Source organism: Clostridium estertheticum (assembly GCF_026650985.1).
Classification (GTDB): Bacteria; Bacillota; Clostridia; order Clostridiales; family Clostridiaceae; genus Clostridium_AD; species Clostridium_AD estertheticum_C.
In genome coordinates, this window is sequence record NZ_CP086239.1 from 1668468 (window position 1) to 1695449 (window position 26982).

The 26982-nt window shown below is 30.4% G+C and carries 17 protein-coding genes and 1 pseudogene; all 18 read right to left on the reverse strand.

The window, feature by feature from the left end; genetic code table 11:
• Nucleotides 1-58: 58 nt before the first annotated feature.
• A pseudogene (locus tag LL038_RS08245) lies at nt 59-2281 on the reverse strand (HAMP domain-containing methyl-accepting chemotaxis protein).
• A 13-nt stretch (nt 2282-2294) separates the two neighbouring features.
• Complete coding sequence (locus LL038_RS08255; RefSeq protein WP_216125247.1) at nt 2295-2789, reverse strand: chemotaxis protein CheW; 495 nt, start codon at nt 2787-2789, stop codon at nt 2295-2297.
• A 23-nt stretch (nt 2790-2812) separates the two neighbouring features.
• A complete protein-coding gene (locus LL038_RS08260; protein WP_216125246.1) occupies nt 2813-4939 on the reverse strand; it encodes a chemotaxis protein CheA in 2127 nt (708 codons plus the stop codon).
• Nucleotides 4940-5031: 92 nt separating this feature from the next.
• Entirely contained in the window at nt 5032-7407 is a 2376-nt protein-coding gene (locus tag LL038_RS08265; RefSeq protein ID WP_216125245.1) for a methyl-accepting chemotaxis protein, read from the reverse strand.
• A 62-nt stretch (nt 7408-7469) separates the two neighbouring features.
• The gene (locus LL038_RS08270) at nt 7470-7823 is read right to left on the reverse strand and encodes a response regulator (protein WP_152752073.1); all 354 of its coding nucleotides are present in this window, start codon (nt 7821-7823) and stop codon (nt 7470-7472) included.
• A gap of 495 nt (nt 7824-8318) precedes the next feature.
• Nucleotides 8319-10502 (reverse strand): methyl-accepting chemotaxis protein, encoded by a 2184-nt coding sequence (locus tag LL038_RS08275; RefSeq protein WP_216125244.1) that lies wholly within the window; start codon nt 10500-10502, stop codon nt 8319-8321.
• 200 nt (nt 10503-10702) lie between these two features.
• Nucleotides 10703-11695: an ABC transporter permease gene (locus LL038_RS08280; RefSeq protein ID WP_216125243.1), complete on the reverse strand. Its 993-nt coding sequence runs from the start codon at nt 11693-11695 to the stop codon at nt 10703-10705.
• Nucleotide 11696: 1 nt separating this feature from the next.
• On the reverse strand, nt 11697-12620 hold the full coding sequence (locus LL038_RS08285) for an ABC transporter ATP-binding protein (protein ID WP_253200312.1): 924 nt from the start codon (nt 12618-12620) through the stop codon (nt 11697-11699).
• Nucleotides 12621-12764: 144 nt separating this feature from the next.
• Entirely contained in the window at nt 12765-14075 is a 1311-nt protein-coding gene (locus tag LL038_RS08290; RefSeq protein WP_216125242.1) for an ATP-binding protein, read from the reverse strand.
• 35 nt (nt 14076-14110) lie between these two features.
• A complete protein-coding gene (locus tag LL038_RS08295; RefSeq protein ID WP_216125240.1) occupies nt 14111-14836 on the reverse strand; it encodes a LytR/AlgR family response regulator transcription factor in 726 nt (241 codons plus the stop codon).
• Nucleotides 14837-15175: 339 nt separating this feature from the next.
• Nucleotides 15176-15718, reverse strand: coding sequence for a LemA family protein (locus tag LL038_RS08300; RefSeq protein ID WP_216125237.1), 543 nt, complete (start codon nt 15716-15718; stop codon nt 15176-15178).
• Between the two features lie 30 nt (nt 15719-15748).
• Nucleotides 15749-17599 (reverse strand): DUF2207 family protein, encoded by a 1851-nt coding sequence (locus LL038_RS08305; RefSeq protein ID WP_268056025.1) that lies wholly within the window; start codon nt 17597-17599, stop codon nt 15749-15751.
• A gap of 160 nt (nt 17600-17759) precedes the next feature.
• Nucleotides 17760-18146, reverse strand: coding sequence for a VOC family protein (locus LL038_RS08310; RefSeq protein WP_216125233.1), 387 nt, complete (start codon nt 18144-18146; stop codon nt 17760-17762).
• Nucleotides 18147-18278: 132 nt separating this feature from the next.
• A complete protein-coding gene (locus tag LL038_RS08315; RefSeq protein ID WP_216125231.1) occupies nt 18279-18917 on the reverse strand; it encodes an ATP-dependent Clp protease proteolytic subunit in 639 nt (212 codons plus the stop codon).
• A gap of 99 nt (nt 18918-19016) precedes the next feature.
• Nucleotides 19017-21224 carry a DUF2339 domain-containing protein gene (locus LL038_RS08320; protein ID WP_216125229.1) on the reverse strand — a complete coding sequence of 736 codons (2208 nt, stop codon included), beginning with the start codon at nt 21222-21224 and terminating at the stop codon, nt 19017-19019.
• A gap of 31 nt (nt 21225-21255) precedes the next feature.
• Nucleotides 21256-22917 carry an ABC transporter permease gene (locus LL038_RS08325; RefSeq protein ID WP_216125227.1) on the reverse strand — a complete coding sequence of 554 codons (1662 nt, stop codon included), beginning with the start codon at nt 22915-22917 and terminating at the stop codon, nt 21256-21258.
• Between the two features lie 2 nt (nt 22918-22919).
• The gene (locus LL038_RS08330; RefSeq protein WP_375293025.1) at nt 22920-23705 is read right to left on the reverse strand and encodes an ABC transporter ATP-binding protein; all 786 of its coding nucleotides are present in this window, start codon (nt 23703-23705) and stop codon (nt 22920-22922) included.
• A 245-nt stretch (nt 23706-23950) separates the two neighbouring features.
• Entirely contained in the window at nt 23951-26977 is a 3027-nt protein-coding gene (locus tag LL038_RS08335) for a glycoside hydrolase family 2 TIM barrel-domain containing protein (RefSeq protein ID WP_216125225.1), read from the reverse strand.
• Between the last annotated feature and the right edge of the window lie 5 nt (nt 26978-26982).

The following is a 26982-nucleotide window of genomic DNA, read 5'->3' on the forward strand; positions in this document are numbered from 1 at the left end:
ATTTTATTAAAAACCATGGTCTATATTAGAACTACAAACCATGGCCTTAATATATTTTTTAGTATTTACCAAAATCATTATTGCTAAGAGATATTCTAGGTTTAGCTTTAGTTGCTGCTGCCTCAGAATGTGCTAGAGATTTGTTCTTAGGCGAACTTATATTTTTTTGAGATTTTAAAGATACTTCACTATAAGATGTCGAGTCACTTCTTTTTAATCTAAACTTTCCTACCATATTTTTAAGCATAGTTGCCTGACTTGAAAGTTCTTCGCTAGCTGCAGCACTTTGCTCTGCAGTTGCCGAATTAGTTTGAACAACATCTGACACTTGTTCTATGCCCTTATTGATTTGATATATTGCAGTCGCTTGTTCATTTGAAGCTGCCGCAATCTCTCCAACTAGAGTTGCAGCTTTCGATACCCCTATAACTATTTCATTAAGAGATTCCGCAGTATTATTTGCAATTTTCGTTCCAAACTCAACTTTCTTAATAGACCCTTCAATTAAATCTGCAGTTTCTTTAGCTGCATTAGTGCTTCTTGCTGCAAGATTTCTTACTTCCTCTGCAACTACCGCAAACCCTTTACCATGTTGACCTGCTCTTGCAGCTTCCACTGCAGCGTTTAACGCTAACATATTTGTCTGGAATGCAATATCATCAATAACCTTAATTATTTTGGATATGTTAGAAGATGACTCATTTATATCCTCCATAGATTTAAGCATCTCTTTCATATGAGAATTTCCAAGCACTGCTCCATCTTTAGCATTAAGTGCAAGTTCGTTTGCTTGGCTAGCACTCACTGCGTTTTGCTTAGTCTGAGCTGCTACCTGCGTTATAGATGCAGTTAATTCTTCTATAGAACTTGCTTGCTCTGTTGTTCCCTGAGACAATGCCTGGCTTCCATCTGAAACTTGGTTTGAGCCTGCTGATACTTGGTCTGCAGCATTATTTATCTCTGTAAATACATCATTAAATGATTGAACTATAAGATTTAAAGCATCCTTAATTTGCGCAAAATCTCCTTTATATTCATTGTTAATAGACAATTTAAGATTAGAATTAGACATTTCATCTAAAACCTCTGAAATTTCAGTTACATAAGAGGATAAAGAATTTATAGTATCATTTAATGCATTTTTAATATCTGCATGATCCCCTTTGTAATCTCCCTTCATACTTACCTTTAGGTTGCCATTTGCCATTGCCTGAAGTACTGATGATGCCTCTTTAATAGGTTCAATAACAGCATCTAATATATTATTTATACCCTCAATTATGTTCTTATACCCACCTTTAAAGTTCTGAACATCCCCTCTTGTAGATAATTTCCCCTCAACAGATGACTTTGTTAACATATTTGTTTCTTTTTCAAGATTGTTAACCGCAGATACAACGAGAATTAAGCTTTTTGCAAGTACATCTTTATCAGATTTAGGATTTATAGCTACATTAAACTCTCCTTTAGATATACTCTCTGCCGATGCTGCATTTTCTCGTATATTCTCAACCATTTTCTTAAACGCAGCCATTAAGGTTCCTGTCTCATCCTTTTACGATTCAGTAATTTCTATATCAACATCACCAAGTGCAATTCTATCCGCATAATCAACTAATTTCTTTATTGGTTTAGTAATTGATTTTGAAATTATTACTCCTAAACCAATTGCAAGTGTCGCTCCAATTATTATAAAAATTAACATTAACTTTATTGAACTGTTTGCGGTGGCTGTATTTGAATCAGAAGCTACTTTTGCAAGACCTACCTTCATAGCTGTAAGACTTTTCATGTTTTTTATAACCAAATCATTTGCAGTTAATCCTTCACTTTTCGTTAGAGCTAAAGCCTGAACATCTTTGTTTTGTTTTGCTAGTATTATAACTTCAGCAGCAATTTTATTATAAGCATCTACTGAATCAGTTGTGGTCTTAGCAAGGGCAACACCTTCATTAGATAGTAATGTTTTTTGAAATTCACTTGCATTTTTATTATATACTACTCCATTTTCATTTATTTTAGCTTCAATATTTAACATATCTTTTGCATCAGATGATAAAATTATATCCCTTACATTTGCCCTCATTTTTTGAAATTCCTCTGTCATATTGTACAAATTACTCATTGGAACTGTCATTTTCTCATACATTTCAGTATCTTTATTAGATATAGTATTTAAATTAACAATACCCATTATACCAATTATCATAGCAATAATTGCCACCATAAAAAAACCACATAATATTTTTGTGCCTATTTTTAAGTTGTTAAATGTCTTCATTTGTTATTCCCCCTTATACTGTTTCAACAATTTTATCTAATTCTTCATCATTAAGTAACTTATCACAATCAAGCAAAAGCTTAACTTCATTTCCTACTTTCCCTATTCCCCTAACATAACGATTATGAAAACCCGTTTTCATTTGAGGTGGTGGAACAATGTTACTATCATCTATATTAATTACTTCAGCCACATTATCCACAATAAGTCCAACAGTAGTTTCCTTAATATTAATTACAACTATGCATGTCCTATCATTATAATCTTTTGGCTCTTTTCTAAATCTAAGTCTTACATCAATAACTGGTATAATCTTTCCACGAAGATTTATAATTCCCTTTACATAATCAGGTAATTCAGGTACCTCTGTTATTTCCTGTATGCCAATTATTTCTGTTACAAACTTAATTTCAATACCATAAGACTCCTTACCAACAGAAAATGTTAAAAATTTTCCTTTTTGAGTATCCTCAGCTGTTTCCATAATTTCTTCTAAAATTTCTGCCATTTTTTTAACCACCTTTTTTTGTATTATCTATCTAAAATTCCATTTACATCTATAATAAGGCTTATATTACCATCGCCGAGGATTGTACATCCAGCAATTCCTTTAGCTTTCTTAATATAAGTGGGTAGTGCCTTAACTACTACCTGCTGTTCTCCAATTAATGAATCTACAAATAAACATGCTGATTTTGTATTATCCTCAATTAAAACCATGATCCCATTAGTTGATGATGTCACTTTTGTATTTATGTTAAATATTCGATGAAGTCTATATATGGGGTATGCTTCTCCTCTTATCATTATAATTTCATTTCCATCACTATCGGCAATCACTTCATTCTCTTTTGGCTTAAATGACTCTTTGATGGATGTAATAGGTATTGTATATTTAGAAATTCCAACAGCTACCTCAAGTCCATCAATTATTGCGAGCGTTAAAGGAATTTTAATTGATATTATACTTCCACGTCCCATCACACTTTCAATTGAAATGGATCCGCCAATACTATCAATGTTTTTTTTAACAACATCCATTCCAACTCCACGCCCTGAGTATTCTGTAACACTTTCATTAGTAGAAAATCCAGGTAATAAAATATTCGCGAAAATTTCTTTATCGGTTAGTTCATCCTCAGGTCTTGTAACTAATCCTTGAAGTTTAGCCTTTTCATATATTTTGCTTTTATCAAGACCACGTCCATCATCGCGGACAATGATAAATACATCCCCGCCAGCATTTTTCGCCTCCAAGATAATTTTTCCAATTGGAGGTTTTCCAGAGGCTATTCTCTCCTCTTTGTCTTCTATACCATGATCTAATGAATTCCGGACTAGATGCATAAGTGGATCTGATATATGATCAATTATATTTTTATCTACCTCAGTCTCTTCACCTATAATTTCAAGTTCCACATTTTTATCTAACTTTTTACTCATATCCCTTACTATCCTATTCATTTTGTGAAAAGTCATAGATACTGGTACCATTCTAATCGACATTACAACATCTTGTAATTCATTAGTAAGTTTTCTAAGTTGCCTAGAAGCTTTGTTAAAATTATCTAGGGAAAGTCCCTCTAAATCCGGGTTTTTTGTAACCATTGCCTCTGATATTACAATTTCTCCCACTAAATCTAAAAGCATATCCAATTTTGAAATATTTACACTTATTATACTTTGTTGTTTTGCTACTTTAGTTATATGCTCAACTTCTTCTTTATTTGTATCTACTTTCTCTACTTGTTCAATTTGAATAGGTTCTATTTGAATAAGTTCTATCTTAATAGGTTCTTTATCCCCAAAAGGCTCTATATTCTCTAGAGGTCCTTCAAGTTGAATTATGCTTTTTGCCTTTACCTTTTTAATTTCTTCTGGATAGTCTTCCACTTGAAGTAGTTCTAAATCTCTTAAGAAAATAATTTCATTTAGTTTTTCTGCAACTTTTTCATGCTCTACCGAAGTAGCAAACCCTACTAGAAAACCATTTTTGCGAATAATTTCTACACTTTCATTACTCTCTATTATATCTTCAGGAATGTAGTACATCTCAGATGCTATATCCTTAAGATTATGAATTACAGTATATGCGCGTACATTTTCCATCTCACAACCATCTTCATAAAAGATTCTTGCAATATATTTCTGTTTAACCTTCGAATCTTGATTTTCATAAGAATTTATAAAACATTTAGTGTCTTCCTTTAGCGGCGGTACTACATCCCCCAAAGTAACAATATTAGCTTCTTTCATAACACTTAGAAGATTTGAACTTTTCAGCACTAATTCTTCACTACATCCGTCAGCATTCTCATCATTATCAATTTTTGAAACCTCACCTTTTATAAAATCGATCCCTAAAAGCACTAAATCAAACAGGCTTTCAAAATCTATATTTACTGCTTTATTTTCTCTAATAAAGTAAAATAAATCCTCCACTGAATGTGCTAAAACAGATATATTATTAAACATCATCATAGCTGATGAACTCTTTATTGTATGCATTATTCTAAAAATTTCATTTATCGATTCTGTATCAATGCTTTTATTTTTTTCACACTCAATACTAATTTCCTCAAGTTGTTCCATTAGTTGCGTGGCTTCAAAAAGATATATTTCAAGCATTGGTTCTCTAGTTGTTCCATCATCTGACATAAATATCCACCCCTGCCTTGCGTCGAATTATTACATTCTTTTTATTTTCAATTTTTTTCTTCATCCTTTATAATAGATTAATGATAATTGTTTTAATATTTTCCAAACTCTTCATTACTCAATGATATTTTTGGTTTATTTTTAGCTACTGCCACCTCATCATAAGCAAATGATTTATTTTTAAAATGAGTTTGATTCTTTCGTGATCCTAATGATACTTCATTATAATTTGAAGTCATTCCTCTTTTCAGATTAAATTTTCCTACCATGCTCTTAAGTAATGAAGCTTGGCTTGATAACTCCTCACTAGATGCAGCACTTTCCTCTGCAGTTGCTGAATTAGTTTGAACAACATCTGAAACTTGCTCTATGCCCTTATTTATCTGATATATCGCAGTTGCTTGCTCATTTGAAGCCGCTGCTATTTCCCCAACTAGAGTAGCCGCCTTAGATACCCCTACAACTATTTCATCAAGAGATTCTGCAGTATCATTAGCAATTTTTGTTCCATCCTCCACTTTCTTAATAGACCCTTCAATTAAGTCTGCAGTTTCCTTAGCTGCATTAGTACTTCTTGCTGCAAGATTTCTTACTTCCTCGGCAACAACTGCAAACCCTTTACCATGTTGTCCTGCTCTTGCTGCTTCAACTGCTGCATTTAGTGCTAACATATTAGTTTGAAAAGCAATATCATCAATAACTTTAATTATTTTTGAAATATTAGAGGATGACTCATTTATATCCCCCATGGATTTAAGTAGCTCTTTCATATGAGAATTTCCAAGTACTGCTCCTTCCTTAGCATTAAGTGCCAGTTCATTTGCTTGACTAGCATTGACTGCATTTTGCTTAGTCTGAGCTGCTACTTGTGTTATTGAAGCAGTTAATTCTTCTATGGAGCTTGCTTGCTCTGTGGTTCCCTGTGATAATGCCTGACTACCATCAGATACTTGATTAGATCCAGATAAAACTTCATCAGATGCGTCAGTAATGCTCCCTAATAGTTCATTAAAAGCATCTAAAGTATGGTTCAAAGAATCCTTTATAATTAAATAGCTGCCTTGATAATTACCATTCATATTAACAGCTAAGTCTCCATTTGCCATTTTTTCCAATACCCCGGCAGCCTCATTAATTGGATCTTCCATAGCATCCAGTGCCCTATTAAATCCATCTATAACTTCACGATATCCACCCTTAAATTTTGAGGAATCCCCTCTTGTCTCAAGATCACCTCTCCTTGCTGAATCTGCTATCAGACCTGCTTCTGCTACAAGATCCTGAATTGTTGACATCATTACTATCATTGAAGGCATTAATTCATCATTCTCAGACCTTTTGCCAACACTTATAAGTCCTTCAAGCCCTTTTATATCTCCCACAGATATTTCCACTAACAATTTTACTACAGCTGAAATTCTAGCATGAACAGAATTAATATCTTCTGCAAAGTCTTTCATAGCGCCTTTATAAGAGCCCGTCATACTCAAAGTATGGTCATTTAATGCCATCTTTGATAGTACTCTTCTTGATTCATTTATTGGATTAATAATTGCGTCAAGCGTATTATTTACACCCTCTACAATCTTTCGGTAATCCCCACTATGTTTAGATGCATCAGCTCTTGTGTCAAGATTACCATCTATTGCCGACTCTGCTAAGATATTTGCATCACTTGTAAGTAACTTTATAGCTACAATTATTTTTTCAAATGATTTTGCTAAATCTCCAACTTCATCCTTGGTATTTATATCTACCTCTACATTTAGGTTACCTTCTGAAATGTTATCTGCAGCTATTAGTAGTTTTTTAATTGAATTTCCTATTATCCTTGATATAAAATACCCAAGCAATAGCGAAGCAATTACTGACAATACTACAATAATAATAAGAATTACTATTATTCGATTAGATGACATTTGCGCATCCTTAGTTAGTTGACTTCCAATTGTTAAATTCTGCTCAATATTGTCATCAATATTTTTTGCTGCTATTTCCCCGAGTGATCCAGCTTCACTCTTTAATAATATATAAGCTTCTGCATTTTTATTATTAATAGCTAATGTTGTAACCTTATCCCGAGAAGTGTTATAATCACTTATTGATTTTTCTAGTTTATTATAACTTAAAAGTTCTTCTGGCAATTGCACCGTTTTTTTAAGCTCTGCCATATATTTCACTATTATTTCATCATTTACAACTATTTGATCTTGATATTTTTTATAATTAGTATCCTTAGTTTCTATTATAAGATCCCTTACGACTGTTCTAGTTTTTTGAAATGCTTCAGATATAAACCCTAATTCACCTTGTGAATTTCCATAATTAGTTATGATATTTTCCGATTTTTTTTGTGTTGCCACAAGACTAAAAATACCAACAATACCTATTGAACCTGCAAGTACTGCAACTATAATAAATCCAAGTGTTAATTTTTTACTAAGTTTCATATTATAAAACCATTTCATAATTTGTTCCCCCCGATTATCCTATTTGTGAAATTTTTCACTTTTAAATGTTGATAATTCTATTAGAATTTACTAAAAGCTTTTGTTATTGTTTCTTGGGTAAATGGTTTTATTACAAACCCCATTGCACCTGAAATTATAGCTTCTCTAACAATCGACTCTTGCCCCATAGCCGAAATCATAATAACTTTAGCATTTTTATCAAATGCCTTTATATTTTTTAATGCAGCGAGCCCATCCATTATTGGCATTGTAATATCAAGGGTTATGATATCCGGTTTAAGAATCTTATATTTTTCTATCGCTACTAATCCATTTTCAGCCTCTCCAACTATTTCGAATCCACACTTTTCAAGCATACTTTTCAATGACATCCTCATAAATGTTGCATCATCTGTAATTAAAACTCTCTTCATAAAATCCATCTCCCACTAAATATTTATTATACTTTCAACATTCTTTCTTTCCTTTTTATTGTATATATTTCTACACAGAATACCTCCATATTAGTTGCAACTAACTACTATTACTCTTATTATATAGTGATATTTACATATTTCAACATATATCCAAACCGAAATTCTTTTATAATTCATCATTTGTTTACAACTTCTTATAATGGTTTATCATCATCATATTCACTTATTCAATGAAATATATTGAAAATTATAATTATTTTTATAATTTATTACATTTATTCCTAATTTATGGCTAAAAGTGTTTTGTATTATAATTCATATAATTACTTTAAACCGATTACATTTGCTAATATATATAAGAGCTTTTGTTAAATCATTCCCTGCGTTGCTGAAATATTATAATAAAAAATAAGCAAATTAATTAAAATGGCACCTACAGACTAAACACTTTAAAAAGTATATTAGCTATAGGCACCAGTTTAATTTTTCTGCTTATTTTATATTAAATGCATTTACAATTTCATTTAGATTACCAGCTGAATGAGAAAGTATTTTTGATGCTTGTTCAACTTGTTTTGTTTGTTTTAAAGTAGAGCTTATTAATTCCGAAACTATTTCACTCCTATCACTATTTTTAGAAGTATCCTTATCAATTTTAGCTGCAAATTCACCTATATTTTCTTTTATCACACTTATTTCATCTGCTTGAAGTTTAATTAACCTTGTAATTGACTGAACATCAATAGTTACAAGTGTAATTTCGCTTTGAATCTTGTTAAAAGCTTTCATAGATTCAGAAACATTTCCACTTTCTTCCTCTATCTTTGTGCCAATGCTACGCACATTATTTATTGTAATTTCTGTTTCGTTTTGAAGTGAGGAAATAAGTCTTCCAATTGATACTACCGCTTCCGCAGAGCCACTCGCAAGCTTTGAAACTTCCTTTGCAACAACACTAAACCCTTTGCCAGCTTCACCAGCGCGAGCAGATTCTATGGATGCATTTAATGCTAACATATGAGTTTGATTACTAATGCCGCTTATTACATTAGTTACTTCTGTAATTTCCTCTGAATATCTTTGTAAAACGCTTATGCTTTTAAGCGTATCTTTCATCCCAGCTTCTAACTCCTTCATGCTAACAATAACATCTTTAGATACCTGCGTACTTGAATTAGCATAATCATTAGTGTCTTGTATTTTAACACTTACATTTGTAATTAATTCATTCATATCGTTAATTGAGTTTGAAATATGGTTAAAATTATCATTTGTACCTTTGAAAATTTCATTTTGTTTCTTTGATGAAGATAAAAAATGAGATATAGATTTTTCTATGGTACTCGTATTTTTTTGAACATTCTCAGACAATGCAAGCAGTGAATAAGCAGACCCAGATGAATCTTTTGAAGCTCTTCCCATTCTCTTAATAATTGTCATTTGATTGTTAACGAATTTATTAAACCATGTTGCAAGGTCTCCAATTTCATCATTTGATAATTTACCAACTCTAAGAGTTAAATCCCCCTCACCTTCAGCTATTTCTTTCAAAATAGAAATGGTTGAATTTAATGGTTTAACTACTAATTTTTTTATAGTGTAACTTAAAAATAAAGATATAAGAATCCATACCAATACTAATCTTGGCAGTGCATATGAATTGTTAGATAATGACAATAAATAATTTCCAAATATAAATACTGCACTTACAAGTGCCGATAACATCGGCAACTTAAAATTTAAGCTCTTAAAGTTATAAATTTCAGAAATATCGCCTTCACACATCATACCCCACGTTTCACCACAATTAGGAGGTTCTATAATTATACCTTTTCCACCAACTAATATATGTCTATAATCAGGATAGCCTGGCCATGTATTTAGATTTTCTCCATTTTCAATAGTATTTTTAACTCCAAGATGTAATTCTGAACTTTCAGGATCATTAAAAATAATTTCAAATTCCGTGTGTTTTTCTATTTTTATATTACCCCACTTTTTTGTTTTTATACCTTGCTTTAGGTTGTCTCCTAAAGTAAAAGTATCGTCTTCAAAACGACTTCTAGAAATCGCTGTACCTATTGGAACTTTTCTATTTGATTTCAACATAAAAATGTAATTATCTCCGGATTCCTTATAAATATGGGTATCCTCATCTTGTATAACATCAGACATCACATCATTAGGAATTCTACCGCAAAGTACACCTTTTCTACCGTTATGTTTATTCTCAAAAGGCAAGGAAAACATTAAAGTAACTTCATCAGAAAATTTAGAATTAAAGTTTCCAATTTGCTGAGTATCAATATCAATGTATGGACCATACATCAGAGGTTTATTTTCCATTCCCTCAATAAAATTAGGAAGAGATTTCATTTCTTTTTTCAGATTCAATGTGGATGTAGATATAATATTAACTCCATCCTTATTAAGGATGAATAATTCCGAAAAATCTTGAAATCGCAACCTTTTTTTCTCTAATAATTTTGTTAATTCCTTAAAATCAATTTCATTTTCATCAAAATAAGCCAAAAGAGAGTCCCTTGTAAGTTCAAGTGCAATCCAAGTATCTTTAAACCAAGTTTCCAAAGCTTTTTTCCTTCCTTTAGCAATCCCCTCGAATATTTTTTCTGAATTTATTCTCAATTTTTTATTGTGAAAATTTGAAAAAATCATAATATCCCCCCATAATCTTTAGTTTAAATTATATATGTTTCTAATTGTACAATAAAATGTAAATTTTATCAATAAAAAGAAGGATAACATCTTTGCCTTTATGACAATTTGTTATCCTTCTTTTTAATTTTTCATTATAATATACAACTTTCCATTATTATCTTTCAAAATATCTCTACTTATCATTTTTCTTAAAATATTTAAATGTCTCGTTTTTCAAAAACATAATAACCCACAAAAGCGAATATTATAGAATATATAGCGGATAAACCTAAAGCAAAAGCAAGTGTTGTTCCGTCAATAGATGATCCTGAAGTAACAAATCCAGAGAAATTAGACATTCCAAGTGGAAGATATTGACCCCAGCTAAAAAACATAGCTACCATATTTATTATAGTACTACCAACGAAAAGCAAGAACAGTGAAAATCCAGTTGCAATTGAGCGAGAACGGGATATTGCTGAAATTGCAAACGCTATTATTACATATACAAGTACTTGAAGATAATCAAGTACAAATACAATAATTGTTTTTAATGCGGCCGGAATATACATTATACTACTACTTGTCCATAACATTTCCTTAGCACCTAGACCGTTGAAACCAAATAATACACCCATCATTATAAAGTTCAATAAAAATGTTGCTACCAAAAGTTCAAGACCATAAATTATTGTAGCTACTAATTTTGCAGAAAGGATTTCATAACGTTTATAAGGCCTCGATATCATCATTTTCATTGTACCTTCTGAAAATTCACCAGCAACTAAAGCTGAACATGCTATTATTACAAAAAGCGCAATAAGTCTACTATAACCCGCATCTGTAGAAAACTTTGTGCTTCTTGACCAAACACTCTTTTGTGATTCTGGTTTGATATCATTACTGATTCTGTACTCACCTTCTGCGATTCCCTTTTTAAGTGATCCCGTAAGCACTTTCGAAATATTATTCTTACCATCCTCAGCCTGTTTTAGCTGAATTTTTTGAAGCGCCACATTAGCTTGCAATTCTTGTTTCCAATTTTGCGAAACTGTGGTGGTGTTTGGAACCTTCTGAGATACAGTATAATATTTATAAATACCAGTTGCTGCCAATATAAGTATAATCATTATTAAAAACATTACTTTCGCAGAAACTCTTTTCCACAATTTTGTATTTTCTATTGAAACAAGTGTAAAAAAACTACCCATTTTATTTGCCCTCCCCTGTAAGCTTCATAAATACATCTTCAAGTGATTGTGTCTCTTGTTTATCCATACCCAAAATAGCAATACCAGCAGTTGTTAATGTTGTAACTATTTCAGGTACACGTTCCTTCGTTGTTTCAATATGTACTCCATCACCTAATAGACTACCATTTATATTAATGCTTGTTAGAAGTGAAACTGCCCTATCATTATCGTCCGATTCTAATACTATAATTGTTTTATCATCTTCCTTTGTCATGTTAAGGAGTTCTTCAACAGATTTTATCGTTATAATTTTACCTTTATTGATTATTCCAACGCGGTCGCACATCTGCTGCATTTCGCTTAAAATATGGCTAGATACAAGTACTGTAAGACCAGTATCTGATGCTAACTTTCGAAGTAGCACTCGCATTGCCTTAATTCCTGCTGGATCAAGCCCATTTGTAGGTTCATCAAGTATAAGAAGTTTAGGACTATGAAGTAGTGCTTGGGCAATTCCTAGACGTTGCTTCATTCCTAGCGAATAAGTTTTTACTTTGTCATTTATTGCTCTCTCAAGATCTACAATTTTTACTACTTCATTGATTCGTGATTCATCTACACCTTCATATATTTTAGCGAATATCTTAAGATTATCCATACCAGACATATATTTATACATGTCTGGATTTTCAACTATGCACCCAATATTGCGCATTGCTCCTTTAAAATCATCTTTTACTGAGCATCCACCCACGTAAATACTTCCCTCAGTAATTTTTGATAACCCAACAATCATCTTGATAGTAGTAGATTTTCCAGCTCCATTAGGTCCTAGAAACCCAAATATCTCTCCCTTTTTAAGTTCAAAAGAAATTTCTGAAACTATTGTACGCTTGCCAATTATTTTTTTAAGATTATCGACCTTTAATACTTCATTAATCATAATATGCCTCCTTGTGTAACTTCACATATAAATTTTACTATACTTTTTATATAAAACAAGATAAAATTCCTGTAACGTACATTTTCCCTCACAAACGGAATAAAAAAAGCAGTGCCACCCACATGGCAAGTGGCAAGTTGAAACTCAAAGGCTTATTTTACTTATCTTCGAGTTCTTACTTCTTTTAGAAGTTTGATTAAATGACATTTTAAAAACAGTATAACCATCTTCAAATGATAGTTGAATATCGCTACCCTTTTTTTTAGCTATTTCTTTAATATTGAAAAGACCATATCCCCTATTATCCCCTTTTTTAGTTGAAAATCCTCTTTTAAATATATTTTCTATATTGTCTGGTTTTATTGTTCTTCCACTATTCTTAACCTCTACAATATTATCATTTCCTTCTTCACATATATTTAATATAACGATCTTATCCTTCGTGTCATTTTTAACAGCTTGAAAAGCATTATCAAGCAAATTATTTAGTATATCTGAAATTTCATAATCATTTAAACTATTATCCAATGAATTATTTGTCACATTAAATAAAAATTTTACATTTAATCTATCTGCATCACAGAGTTTATTGTATATTATAGCCTTAATTATAATATTGTCTATATATATGATATCTTCTATAATATCATTTGAATATTTAAGTGACATAATATACTTTCTTAATTCATTTTTAACTTCTTTTTCACTGCTTACCTCTACTATTGCATTTATAGTGTTTAGATGATTTTTAAAATCATGTTGTCTCCGCCTTGTCTCTTCTACTATATCAAGCAATATAGGCTTGTACATATTTTGAACTTCTAAAACCTTTTTATCCTCACTTATTTTAATTATATAATAATATAAGAATATATTTAACGATATCATCGATACTATAATAAAAATATATACTAAGAGATTATCTAATATTATGTTTTTATTATATTCCCATATAAATTTAGAAAATATAATGTATAACCCTAAATTAATTACAAAATAATATAGTATCTTAGAATCCAATTTCATAACTTTCTTTGCTATTTTACTAAAGTTACATCTTGTTATAATAATGGCACAAACTAATTCTATCAAAAGAAAAACAATTCTCATTGCATATTTACCAGAATATGGGAATCCAGCTAAATTTGCACAACTAATTAGGGTTATTTGTAAAATCATATTTACACACGATAATACTATAAATTCCACTATTGTCTTTATAAATGATCTCTTATACATGATTTTCATAAAAATAATCATACTCGTACATCGAATAAGAAAATCCACATAAACATTTGTTTTGTTTATTATGATTAGTATAATTATTTCTATTAGTATTACGAATATATTTTTCAACCAATTATTTTCATCCTTAAGACAAAATTTCGACCATAATAACATAAATATAAACAATTCAATAAAACTAACTAAGGCATATTGTAGTACAACTATCATCCCATACTCTCCTTTTTATAACAAATTCAATTTAATTACTGAAATTGTTCCATTATCGTATTTTTGAATTTGTAACCTAAAGGAGCATTTTTATCATAATTTTCGAAGTAAATTTCACTCAATTTACTATCTACATTCTCTATCTTCTTTATATATTTAACGTTCACCGCAAAAGATTTATGACACTGAACTATATTGTTAGAATTTATAATTTTAAGAATTTTACTAAGCGGTAAGTTATTAACTTTAAAAACACCATTTACTGTATGTATCATACATTTACGAAGATACACCTCTATAAAAATAGTCTCATCAACATATATTTTTACATTGACACCACTTTTAACTTCAATTATTACATATCTTTTTGCTTCATTTCTTTCATTTGTTTTTTCAATATGCGCTTTAAAGTGTTTTGTCATATTCACTACATCTGCCATATCATATGGTTTTAGAATATAATCATAACAATGCACTTCTTTAAATGCCTTAGTTAAATATTCAACATGAGTTGTTAAAAAAATAATAAAACTAAACTCATATTTTGGTATCTTCCTAATCTCTATTGCGAAATCTACTCCAGATGAACTGTTTAAACATATATCCACATAAAAAACATCTATACTATAGATGTTTGTAATTTCTAAAGCCTCATCTTTATCAACAGATTCATATATATTTATACCTTTGTCTATTTGCTGTATCATCTTTTTCAAACTTTTCCTCTGCAGCATATCATCCTCTACTATTAACACATTCATTGGTATCCCCTTTAATCATGGTGCCACCCATGTGGCAAGTGGCAAGTTGAAACTTAATACTTACCATAGTCTTATTTTATAACAATCTTATTATATCATAAACTTTTGCTAAATTAGATATATTTTGTAACATTACAAGTTCAAAACATTCTTTTTATTAGAGACACAGTACCTTTCCTAACATATAGTTTATGCTTTATTAAATAACTCATAATTACAATATAGCTATAGATCATGCAATCCTATTATGAAAAGCTAATAAATTTTGTTCACAATAAAAATGGCTAAAATCTAAGAGGACAAAACTCTTCGATTTTAGCCATTCATTTATCATTCTCTTTAAAACTTAATTTGTGGAGCACTTTTTTCATCCTCGTCTACATTGAAAGAAGACTCTTCCTTAAAACTACAAAACCTTGCAACAATACTTGAAGGAAACATTTGAACAACATTGTTGTATTCCATAACTACGTCATTGTAGAATTGTCTTGCATAACCAATTTTATCTTCTGTTTTTGACAATTCTTCTTGAAGTTCAAGAAAATTAATATTTGACTTAAGCTCGGGATAGGCCTCAGCTACTGCAAATAATTTTCCAAGTACCTGTGTTAATTCACCATTAGCATTCATCATATCCTCTGGAGTGCTTGAGGAAAGATATTTTGTCCTAGCTGAGGTTACTCCCTCAAAAGTACTACGTTCATGATTATCATAACCTTTTACAATTTCAACTAGGTTTGGAATAAGATCAAATCTTCTTTTTAATTGTATATCGATTTGTCCCCAAGAATTTCTAACTTTATTTCTATTACCTACAAGACTATTATAAAAGACAACTATAATTACCAATATTACAACTACTATAATTACTGGAATTAACATACATAAACCCCCTCTTTCAAATATGCATCATTAAAATGCACCTCCACCGCCGCCTCCGCCATCGCCTCCGGAACTGCCACCACTAAAGCCTCCGCCTCCGCCAAATGATGATGAATCATTTGAACTTGAACTACTTTGTGCTTTTGAAACCGACCTATTTACAGTATGCATAGTATTATTAAACATCACCTCAAAACCAACAAAATAATCATAATTTGTTCCATACATATATGTGAGCTGATTATTATTTAGATCTTCATTTTTAAATATTATAGGAAGCTGCTTAATAACTTCCTTCGCAACGCCAAGAGAAATAGCATAAACAAGGTAGTGCTCCCACAATACAATAGATGGAATTTCAGCCTTATCTAACCTACTAAAATCTTTTAAAAAGTTTTTAAATGCTTGCCACATTGCATGCTGCTGACTACCATATTCTGATCTCTTATTCATGGTTATAGCTAAAATAATTAATATAACACCCTCAAATATCAATACTAAAGAAATTGGCATAAACATAAATGATGCTTCAAGTGTTCTATATATTACGCAATAAATTCCTACTATCCCAACTAGTACACGAAGCATTATAGGCGTTTTATGGAGAAACTTATATTCATCAGCATCTTCTTTTACAAGTTTAACCCACCTATTATAATCTGACTTAAATTGTAGGGCTGTACTGTCTGATTTAACATAATTCTCTATATCATAAAGACTGACACAACCATACCTTCCTACTTTATATATTAACCAGCTTATTAAAAACTTTTCATGTTTTTTTAAATTAACAGTTGGTCTCTTTTCAATTAGCTTAAATTCATACTGAACTGTTTTCTTGTCACTATTCTTATCCTTTCGGATCATATTATCTTGTGAAATTGAAAATTGTTTCTTTCTAACCAGGTTCATAAGGGTAGCCATAATATCCCTTGTATGTACTTTTCCAAAGTACATTAATACACTCATTTCGGCAGGAGTATATTCTCCTGGAAGCTCTCTGTAGTATTTACCAGAGAAGTCGTGTTTAGGTTCTTTATCATATCTAAAATATAAAAACATAATTGCTAATGCCCCTAATATTGCATAAAAAATCAACCTAGGTTTGGCATCAGCCTTCATTTGTATTTGAGCAAGCTCTTTTCGCTTTTGATTCTCAATCTGTTGCTTATTAATACCTTGTCCATCTAATCGTTCTTGCTCTCTTGTCTCATTAGCTTCACTTGCAAGTTTGCCCTCATTTGCCATTATTCCAGACAATGCATCCTTATTTACTATTTTGCTTGAATTTGGAACAAGTTTTATAGGAAATAAAACCAAGGTTTCTACAAAATCTCCTGGTGATACTGTTGGCACCTGAAATTCCACATTTCTACTATCTAATATGGAAGATTTACCTGTTAAAGGTCCATGAGCAAATACTTTTAACTGCTCCTTTGTAGCTCCTGATGGAAGTGTTATTTTTATATTTATCTTATCCAAAGCTACTTCCCATTTTGTGTCAACTACTTTTCTATTAAACTCTGCTATATCCTTATATTTTGTAACAGCATCAGCCAATTTATATTTTATAACAAAAGTTTTCTCCTCATCTTGTGAAGCTTCAAAAATCTTAAAATGCCCTAAATCTCCATCCTCTACAAAATTGTATGTTCCCGAATCACCTTTCTCATCTAGTGAATTTTCAGAATTTAGCTTAAGTTCTTGTAACTTTGTATTTTCAATTACATAAACTTTTTTATTTTTTAAGCCTTTTGTACCAGAAAAATCCACATCCCTAAGCACCCCATTAAACTCACCATCAAAATTATAGGTAAGTCTCTCTTCATAATCAGCAGAACCATCCTTATTTATTATTATATTAATATTATACCCAGACACATAAAAGCTTTTACTTCCCTGCGCACTAACTGGTTGCATACAGACAAAAGAAATAATCAGAATAACTCCCAATAATATTTTATAAAAAATTAATATATCCTTTTTTTTGATAATAACACCTTCTTATATACCTATTATAGCAATTATTTAATAATTTTTATTATTTTTCATATAATTCTATAGGTAAATCATCTGGATCACTAAAAAAAGTAAATCTTTTTCCCGTAATTTCATCAATTCTAATATCCTCAGTAATAACATTTTTATCATTTAGTTCTTTTATGGCCTCATATATATTGTCCACCTCAAAAGCAAGATGCCTTAATCCTCTTGCTTCAGGGTAACTAAGCCTTTTAGGTGATTGCTTAAAAGAAAATAATTCTATTTGATAATTTCCAGAAACGCCCAAGTCAAGTTTATATGACTCTCTATCTTTTCTGTATACCTCTTTAATTATATGTAATCCCAAAATATTAACGTAGAATTTTTTAGACCTTTCATAATTCGAACAAATAATAGCTATATGATGAATTTTATTTAACTTCATTATTAACCCTCCTGTTTTTTATAATACCTTAGCTTGTACCTTTAATAGTAACTTGTCCCATTATATTTATAACTATGAAACACTCCATAGTTGAGCATCCCCTAGTTATATATAATTTTTAATATAATGGAGCTAAAATATCTCTTCTAAATCAGTTACTATTTTATCTGCGAGTCCTAGTGAAATGATTTCATCAGACATTAACCACCAATCTTTTCTATAATTTTTTGTATATAGTTTATCTGTAATATTTGTATTTGCGACAATAAAATCTTTAACTCTTTTTTCTTGTCTTTGAGTAAATTCAAAATTATCTAAAACTTTATCTGTATTACCCATAGCCCCTGTACTACCAGAATGGATTAGTGCTGTTGTATCCTGAAACACATATCTGTGGCCTTTTGAACCAGCAAGTAACATTAATCCACCCGAACTGTAAGTTTTTCCGAGTCCTATTGTATACACTGGTGTTTTAGAAAGTTGTATAACATTTATGAAATTGAGCACTGCAGGTAATTCACCTCCATTAGAATTTATAAAGATCTTAATTGGAGTTCTCTCCTCAGGCGATTTACCTTTATCTTGTTTATTCCACTTTATAATCATTAATGAAAAATCAACCAAACTATCATCAATATCAAAGTTCCAAAAAATTTCTCTATTTCTAGTCCTCTCATAATAATCTAAGGTTTCTGGGTCCGGTAGATTCATTTTTGTTAATTCCTTAACCTCATCATCAAAAAATATATCCCAGTTTTTATTTGCGCTCATAATTCACCCTGCTTCCTTCATATTATTAAATCGTATATTATATTATATGTATGCGGATATTCTTTCCCACATTCAAACTCATATAAATATATTTTATTTTTATTTGTTTTTATGCTCCTTTTCAAGCTTAGAGAATGTGTAAGATATTAATAATGCAATTACCCCAACGATCATAAATACTAGTGTCTTAATTATAAAATTAAATGAATAGAAATCTATGAGCATTAATTTAGCACAAGTTATAAGCGATAATATTAAGCCATATTTTCTAAGCTGGGAATTATTTATTTTAAATCCTAAAAATACACTACCAAAAGCAACTAACATAAGTGATATACTAAGCATTAGTTGTTTAAATTCATATACTACATCAACTATAAAACTTAATCTCACTACTATATAAGTTGATAACAATGCTCCGATTAACACCTTATTGAAATTAAATTTAATGTTATCTATATATTCATCAGTAAACATAGATACTAAAATATATATTATAAGCATTGTAGTTAAATAAAACTGTATATTCCCATATAAACCTGATATAATGCATAAAAAAACTATAAAGCATAAACTTATAAAATTCATTATCTTTATGTTATCATGCTTTAATATATCAAATTTGTTTATTATAACTGTGTAGATAACAAATATACTAAGCGCTATGAATGATTGTAGATTATTAAACATATCTATATTATTTATCTCATTAAATACCCACCCTGCTATAATCAGCGGATAAAAATATTTAAACATTATAATTACTATATTATTTTTAAACTCTTTACTACAATAAATTATAGCCGCATATAATACTAAATATATTATACTAATAGGCTTATTTATATTAATTAAACAATTTAACATACTTAAACCCACTAATCCTATTAGAGTAACTCTTAAAAAAATATTTTTATCTTTTAACCAAACCATAAGTGTGCTTAAAACTAAAACAGATATTACACTTATAGTGACGATACTATATTTGCCGTGTAAATCTAGATTTAATCTAAAAAGTATGTCTAAGCAAGTTATTACAACGCCTACATAACCCGTCCATTTTGATGAGTTTTTTAACCTTAATAATATTGCAATTCCAATAATACAGTAAGCAAGCAAAGGTACATACCAAATAGTCGTGTCTATATATATTGATAGTGATGAGAAAGGATATATTATAAAATACATTAGTATCCCTATCGAGTTAAGTGTACTTTCTTTTCTTTTACAAGTAATCATAAATTGCACACTGTATATAAGAGTTATTAGTATATATAATAGTGTCACCACATACTTATCAAAATTTACCCCAATAATTATAGTAGAGATTAATGCTAACATTGATGTGTAAAATTCAAATGATACGTTTATTTCTTTACTTTTAATTTCCTGTAGTGGAAAATATATATTTAATATATTTATAAATATTAATATTATAAGTAATGTATATGACTGCCCCGCTGATATCTTGTCTACAGGTACTAAACATATATATGCTCCTATTAAAGTTACAATTCTGAGTAAATTTGATTCCTTTTTATAACTTAAATAAATTGCCCCACCAGTTATTAAAGCCGTAATAACCAGCGTTGTTATGCCTGAAATATTTTCAAGTTCTAAGTAATTTATTATTACTGCTATATATAAACCAGATATTCCAAGGGCCGTTATACCTTTTGAAAATTTGTAATTCTTCCTGAGTAGGTATAATTCACTAAGTAATAAGATTAATATAGGTATTAAAAACAGGGTTAACCCCTTCATCTCTTTTGACATAAAATTCACATAAACAACCCTGCCAAATGTAGAAAGAGATATAAGGATTAAAATTATACCAATTAAGTTTAATGCTCCTATACCTAATTTAAGACTATTTCCTTCTGGCTTTTTAATTGAAGTATGATTTATATTTTCATCTTTTAAATGTTGTGGAACATTAGTAGGTTCCTTAAGAGTATGTGTTTGAAAAGTAGTAACCTCGCTAATTTTTGTTTCTAGTTCAACTAGCTTCCTCTCTAAATCGCTTACCATTTGGAATAAATTTGATATTTCTATAGTTAATCCTAACTTTTTAGTTTCATTTGACACAGTAATTGCAACAATTCTATTTTTTAAAGTAACAAACTCATTTCTAGTTTTATCTGCCACACCTAGGTTATAATCCTCAAGTTTCTCTAATATTTTTTTATTCTCTAAGTATACTAACTCTTTCTCTTTTTTCTCTACCGTTTCTAAGTCTAACAAGATGAGCTGAATTTCATTATTTGTCTCCTCTTGTAGCCTCAGGTAATCATCAATACCTCTCATTTACATTCCCCCTGGTATGTTATTTACAATTTTACATTTCTATATCCTTCCAATTTACATTAAAACTAGTTTTCCAGAGAATTACATTAGCTATTAAAAGCACTATTCCATAAACACATATAAATATTATATTATTTCTAATAGCTATATGAATTCCAGCAAATGCGCCAAGTAGCAAGCTAGTTATTATCGATGGCATTATAAGTTTTCCACTATCTGTTGTTGCAAATTTTACGCTAAACGGCATTGCCTTATTTGATAATTTAAAATACACTAACGATAATATTAAAAGAACTAAAAACATTACAACTAAGTCTATAATTATCGATGGACCTTTAAGCATTAAGAATACAATAGAATCCAATAAATATAGTGGTATTATAAGTTTAAATATAGTTCCTTTTACTGCTCCTTTTAATATTACTCCCGGATTCTCTATTGGTAATACCTTGTATATAAAAGCTCCCTTAAAACTATCACTATTATTTATAAATGCTGTACAAAAACATAATAAGAATATACTTATATATATTAATAAATGAATCTTCCCACCAAAACCATTTTGAATATTATCCAAAAGTGATTTACCATTTCTGTCCATAAATATAAATAAAACTGGCATAAATACTGCCATTGCAAGGGTTGGATATACCTTCAGCTTTAGGTTTCGTTCTGTAGCTATCATATTTTGAGTGAATTTAAACATACTCTTTTCAATATTATCCTTGCAAACAAGTCCAGCTATAAATTCCTTTCTATTTTCACTCCTTCTGCTTACAGTTCCTCCTTTAGCATTTAATTTTTGAAGGTTCTTTTCAAAATATGGTACTACCTTTTTAAAATAAAGCATACTTAAAACAATTGGCCCCACTACCGCAAGTACTAGTAAGTACATTAAGATAGGTTGTTTATTACCATCTATCAATATTCCAAATGGCGCTGCAAACCACATGGATGGTAATATTACATGCCAAAGCTTAGGTACATATTCACTATTCATATTTGAAACATTAAAAACTCTAGCAACTAATTGATATCCAAATGCAAATACAAAAGCTAATAATATTTGGAAATAGTTTATTATATCTTTTAGTTTTTCTCCATCAAAAAACTTTAAAACTAAGGTATATAATAAAGATGTTAAAGTTATAACTATTAAAACCGAAAGGATATTTTCTATGAAAAATATTATGAAAAACAAAATCCCATATTTTATTGTACCAATAAGGAGCGGAATTAAATTTAATGACAGTGAAAGGCCCGCTAAATATATACATATATGAGTTGTTTTTGCTGCATTAAAAGTTTTATTATCTATAGGTTTTGGTAATAATATACTTTTCTCTGTTACATCTAATAATACTGCTGAAAAGTCAGATATCATAAGTGAAATCATCATAAATAGATTTATACCTATTACAATATTTGTAGCTTTCATAGCAGGCATATCACTATTCATTATTAGACCAATAAAAATACTTATAAAAGCATTAAACATAAGCAGACTTAAATAATTGTTTTTACCGCGGCTCTCGTCACTCTTTTTATTTTTTCCCATGACATTGCTTACCCGTCTGCCATCCATGGTTAATTTTATTTGTAGAATCATTCTCATAACTTTATAGTTAACTCCTAATTTTACATATATACATTGGAATTTATCTAATATCTTAAGAACCGTGAAATTTTCCATACCTACACCTCTTCAACTAAAGAAACAAATTCTTCAGCAATCGCTGTATGCTCATTAAACCCTGTTAATTGATTAAATATTTCCTCAAGTGAACCCTCCCTTTGATTATTCTTAAGCTCCTCAAAACTGCCATCAGCAACTATTTGTCCAGCATTTAATAGTATTATTCTATCACTTACCTTTTCTACAACATCCATTATATGCGATGAATAAAATATTGTTTTCCCTCCCTTTGCAAGAGTTTTCATAACCTCTTTAAACACCATAACACTATTAGCATCCAGTCCACTTAACGGTTCATCAAAAAATAATATATCAGGGTTATGAATTAAACTACATATTATAAGTAGCTTTTGCTTCATGCCTTTTGAATATGAGGATATTCTAGAATTTATAACATTGTCCATTGCAAATAGTCCCATTAGCTTTTCCGATCTCTCTATAAGTTTTTTCTCTTCTAGACCATATATTCCACCTAAAAAGCTTATATACTCATAAGCAGTTAAATTTTCATATATATCAGCAAGCTCTGGTACATAACCTATTTTCTTTTTATACTCTATACTTCCATTACTAATATCTTGTCCGAGTATTTCAACCGTTCCAGAGTATCCTTCTAATATACCTAACATTATTTTTATAGTAGTGCTTTTACCAGCACCATTAGTCCCTATATATCCTATAATCTGGCCGCGAGGAATCTCCAAATTTATACCATTAAGCACCAACTTGTTACCATAACTCATTTGTAAATTCTTTATTGATATTATGCTTTCTGAGTTTTCCATCATTCCCACCCCTTAAAATGTTTTATATGTTTATGTTCTTTATTATACTACATAATTTTGTAACTTAAATACAAGAACTTTTTATAATATGTGAATTACTTTACAATTATAGTCAAATTATTATATTCGTAAAATTTTTATTGTACTACTATAAAAAATTAAAAACCTCCTATATAATGTTAAGTGCCAAAGCCTAACAGTATAGGAGGTTTTATGAATCAATTAAATTTTATTATTCACATTCACTATTCTAAACATTTTCTCATTGTAAATTCAAAGTGAATATCCTTTGAGGAATCTATAAGATATTCTTTGTGAACTGGTGCTCCCCAGCTATCATCACCACCAACTCCCATTTGTTTTTCTGCAATTGTAACTACAGTATAGTTAACTTTTGGTAGTTCATTGTGATGATATGCATTTTGAAGTTCGCATGCTGTATATGGAGATACTCCTAATTCAAATGGTACCTTGCTTGCTTCAAACTCAATACCAAATCCATTTTTATCTTTTATCTTAGCCCATCTAACCCCAGTATGGTTTCCACTTTCCTGAGGTACAATATACCCTGAAACATTTTCTTCCACTGATTTTTCGAAAATTCCAAGTGTTGCTCCATGAAGTCTATCCACATAATTTTCTTCTGGTCCCTTGCCATACCACTTGAAATTATCATAATCCGAGGATAATTTGAATGCCATTCCAAATATAGGAAGCTCAGGCATTCCTTTAACACCCTTATAATTGCAACTTACTTTAATTTCACCATTAGAATATACAGTATAGGCTATCTTAACTTCAGCCTGTATTCCCGCTAGAAGTGCATATGTATATTCTACGGTAATGCTATAATCATCTTCAATTACATTTACATCAATGCAACTTTGGAACATACTTGCTTGAAGCCATTGTCCACACCTAAATCCATGATTAGTTCCCTTATCATTATCCGTCATAGCTCTCCAATAAATAGGCATTGGGGCCCTAGTTATCATTTCTATGCCATCATATCTAAGAGATACCATTCCACCTTCTTGTTTTGAAAATAAGACACTAAAATCATCATTTTTAACTCCAATATTTACATCCCCATGGACAACTTGAATCTTAGTTAATTTTTTAGCATCAACAATTCCCTCTACATTAAATACATACTGATCAAAGGCTACCACATGCAAAGCTTCTGCCCAAACATTTCCATCTTTAAGCTTAAATGAAACATTCAAAGCATATTCCCCAAAAGTTTTCACCTCAGGGAGTTTAAAACTTACATACTTTTCTTCACAAGGCTTAACAATAACTGTTAAAAAGCCTTTGTAAATTTCTTTTCCATTAAAATCTAGGCAGTACTCTAAAATGTAATCTGAAGTATCTATAAATAGATTTTCATTTTTAACCAAAACTCCATCTCTGTCAGTAGTTAATTTTATATTTTGATAAAGTTTTTTTACTTCGATAACCTTTGGAGAGGGTTTTCTATCTGCATAAACTATACCATCTCCACAGAAGTTGTAATCCGTTGGTCTATCATCAAAATCTCCTCCATAAGCCATAACTTCCTGATTAAACTTATCCTTTTTAATTAAGAACTGATCAATATAATCCCAAATAAAGCCACCTTGGTAAAGCGGATATTTGCTTTCAAGCTCCACATATTTATGCATTGCTCCACAGGAATTTCCCATAGCATGCATGTATTCGCAGCTTATATATGGTTTTTCTGGAGCATTATTTAAATACTCCTCAATTTCAAAAACCTTAGCATACATTCTGCTTTCCATATCACTAGTTTCATTAAAGCTCCTATCCTGGAATACACCCTCATAATGAACTAATCTCGAAGGATCTTTTTCTCTAAAATACTTTGACATCTTATATATATTTTCTCCACCAAAGGATTCATTCCCACAAGACCATATTAAAATGGACGGATGATTCTTATCCCTTTCAAGCATAGACGTTGCTCTATCAAGTACAATGTCTAACCACTGTTTTTTACTGCCAGGAATAACCCAATCAGGTTTGATTTTGCCCATCTTTTGCCAAGATCCATGAGTTTCTAAATTAGTTTCATCTATTAAATATATGCCATATTCATCACAAAGCTCATACCAATGTGTTTGATTAGGATAATGAGAAGTTCTCACAGCATTTATATTATTTTGTTTTAAGAATTTTATGTCCCATAACATATCTTCTTTAGTAATAGCTCTACCTTTTCTACAGTTAAATTCATGACGATTTATGCCCTTAAACACTATACGTTTGCCATTTATGGTCATAATCTTATTTATCATTTCAAAACTTCTAAATCCAACCTTTTGGCTGACCACTTCAACTACTTTTCCATCAAGTCCTCGAATTATAGCAAATAAGGTATAAAGATATGGATTTTCAGCGCTCCAAAGCTCTACATTATTAACATTTAAATCTAATGATATGCTCTTTGCTAAAGATGTTCCTATATCTTTTGCTACCACTATTCCATCTTTATCCATAAGTTCTAAGTCTATGGTAGAATTAATTTCTCCCTTTATTTTTAAATCTAGATCTAAAACTGCATTTTTATAAGACTTGTCTAAGTTTGTTTTCACAAATAAATCTTGAATATGAGTTTCTGGAACAGAATATAAATACACATCTCTAAATATTCCCGAAAAACGCCAAAAGTCTTGGTCTTCTAGCCAGCTTCCAGTTGATCTCTTATATACCTCCACAGCCAGCTTATTTTCTCCATCTTTAATAAGCTTTGTTAAATCAAACTCTGATGGAGTAAAACTGTCCTCACTATACCCTATAAATTCACCATTTAGCCAAAGGTAAAAAGCGTTTTCCACTCCTTGAAAAGAAATATATACAGGTCCACCTTTAATATTTTCATCAATATCAAAATACTTTACGTAACTTCCCACAGGATTGTATTCTTTAGATACCTCAGGTGGTAATAACTCACTATGCCCATCCCAAGGGTACATGGTATTTATATATTGAGGTTTATCATAACCTTGAAGTTGTATATGTGCAGGAACTTCTATATCCTTAAAGCAATGACAATCAAATTCAGGCTCGTAAAAATCTTTAATTCTAGAGCTTGGGTTTACCGCAAAACTAAACTTCCAATTTCCATTCAAACTTTGACGAAGATCCATTTCGCCAATTGATTCTTCTTCTTTTGTCAAATAATATTTATGATCTGAGTGAGCATCAATTCTGTTAACAGCAAAAACTGATGTATCAGAAAGCCAATCTAAACTTGGTATTTTAAAATTCATAATTT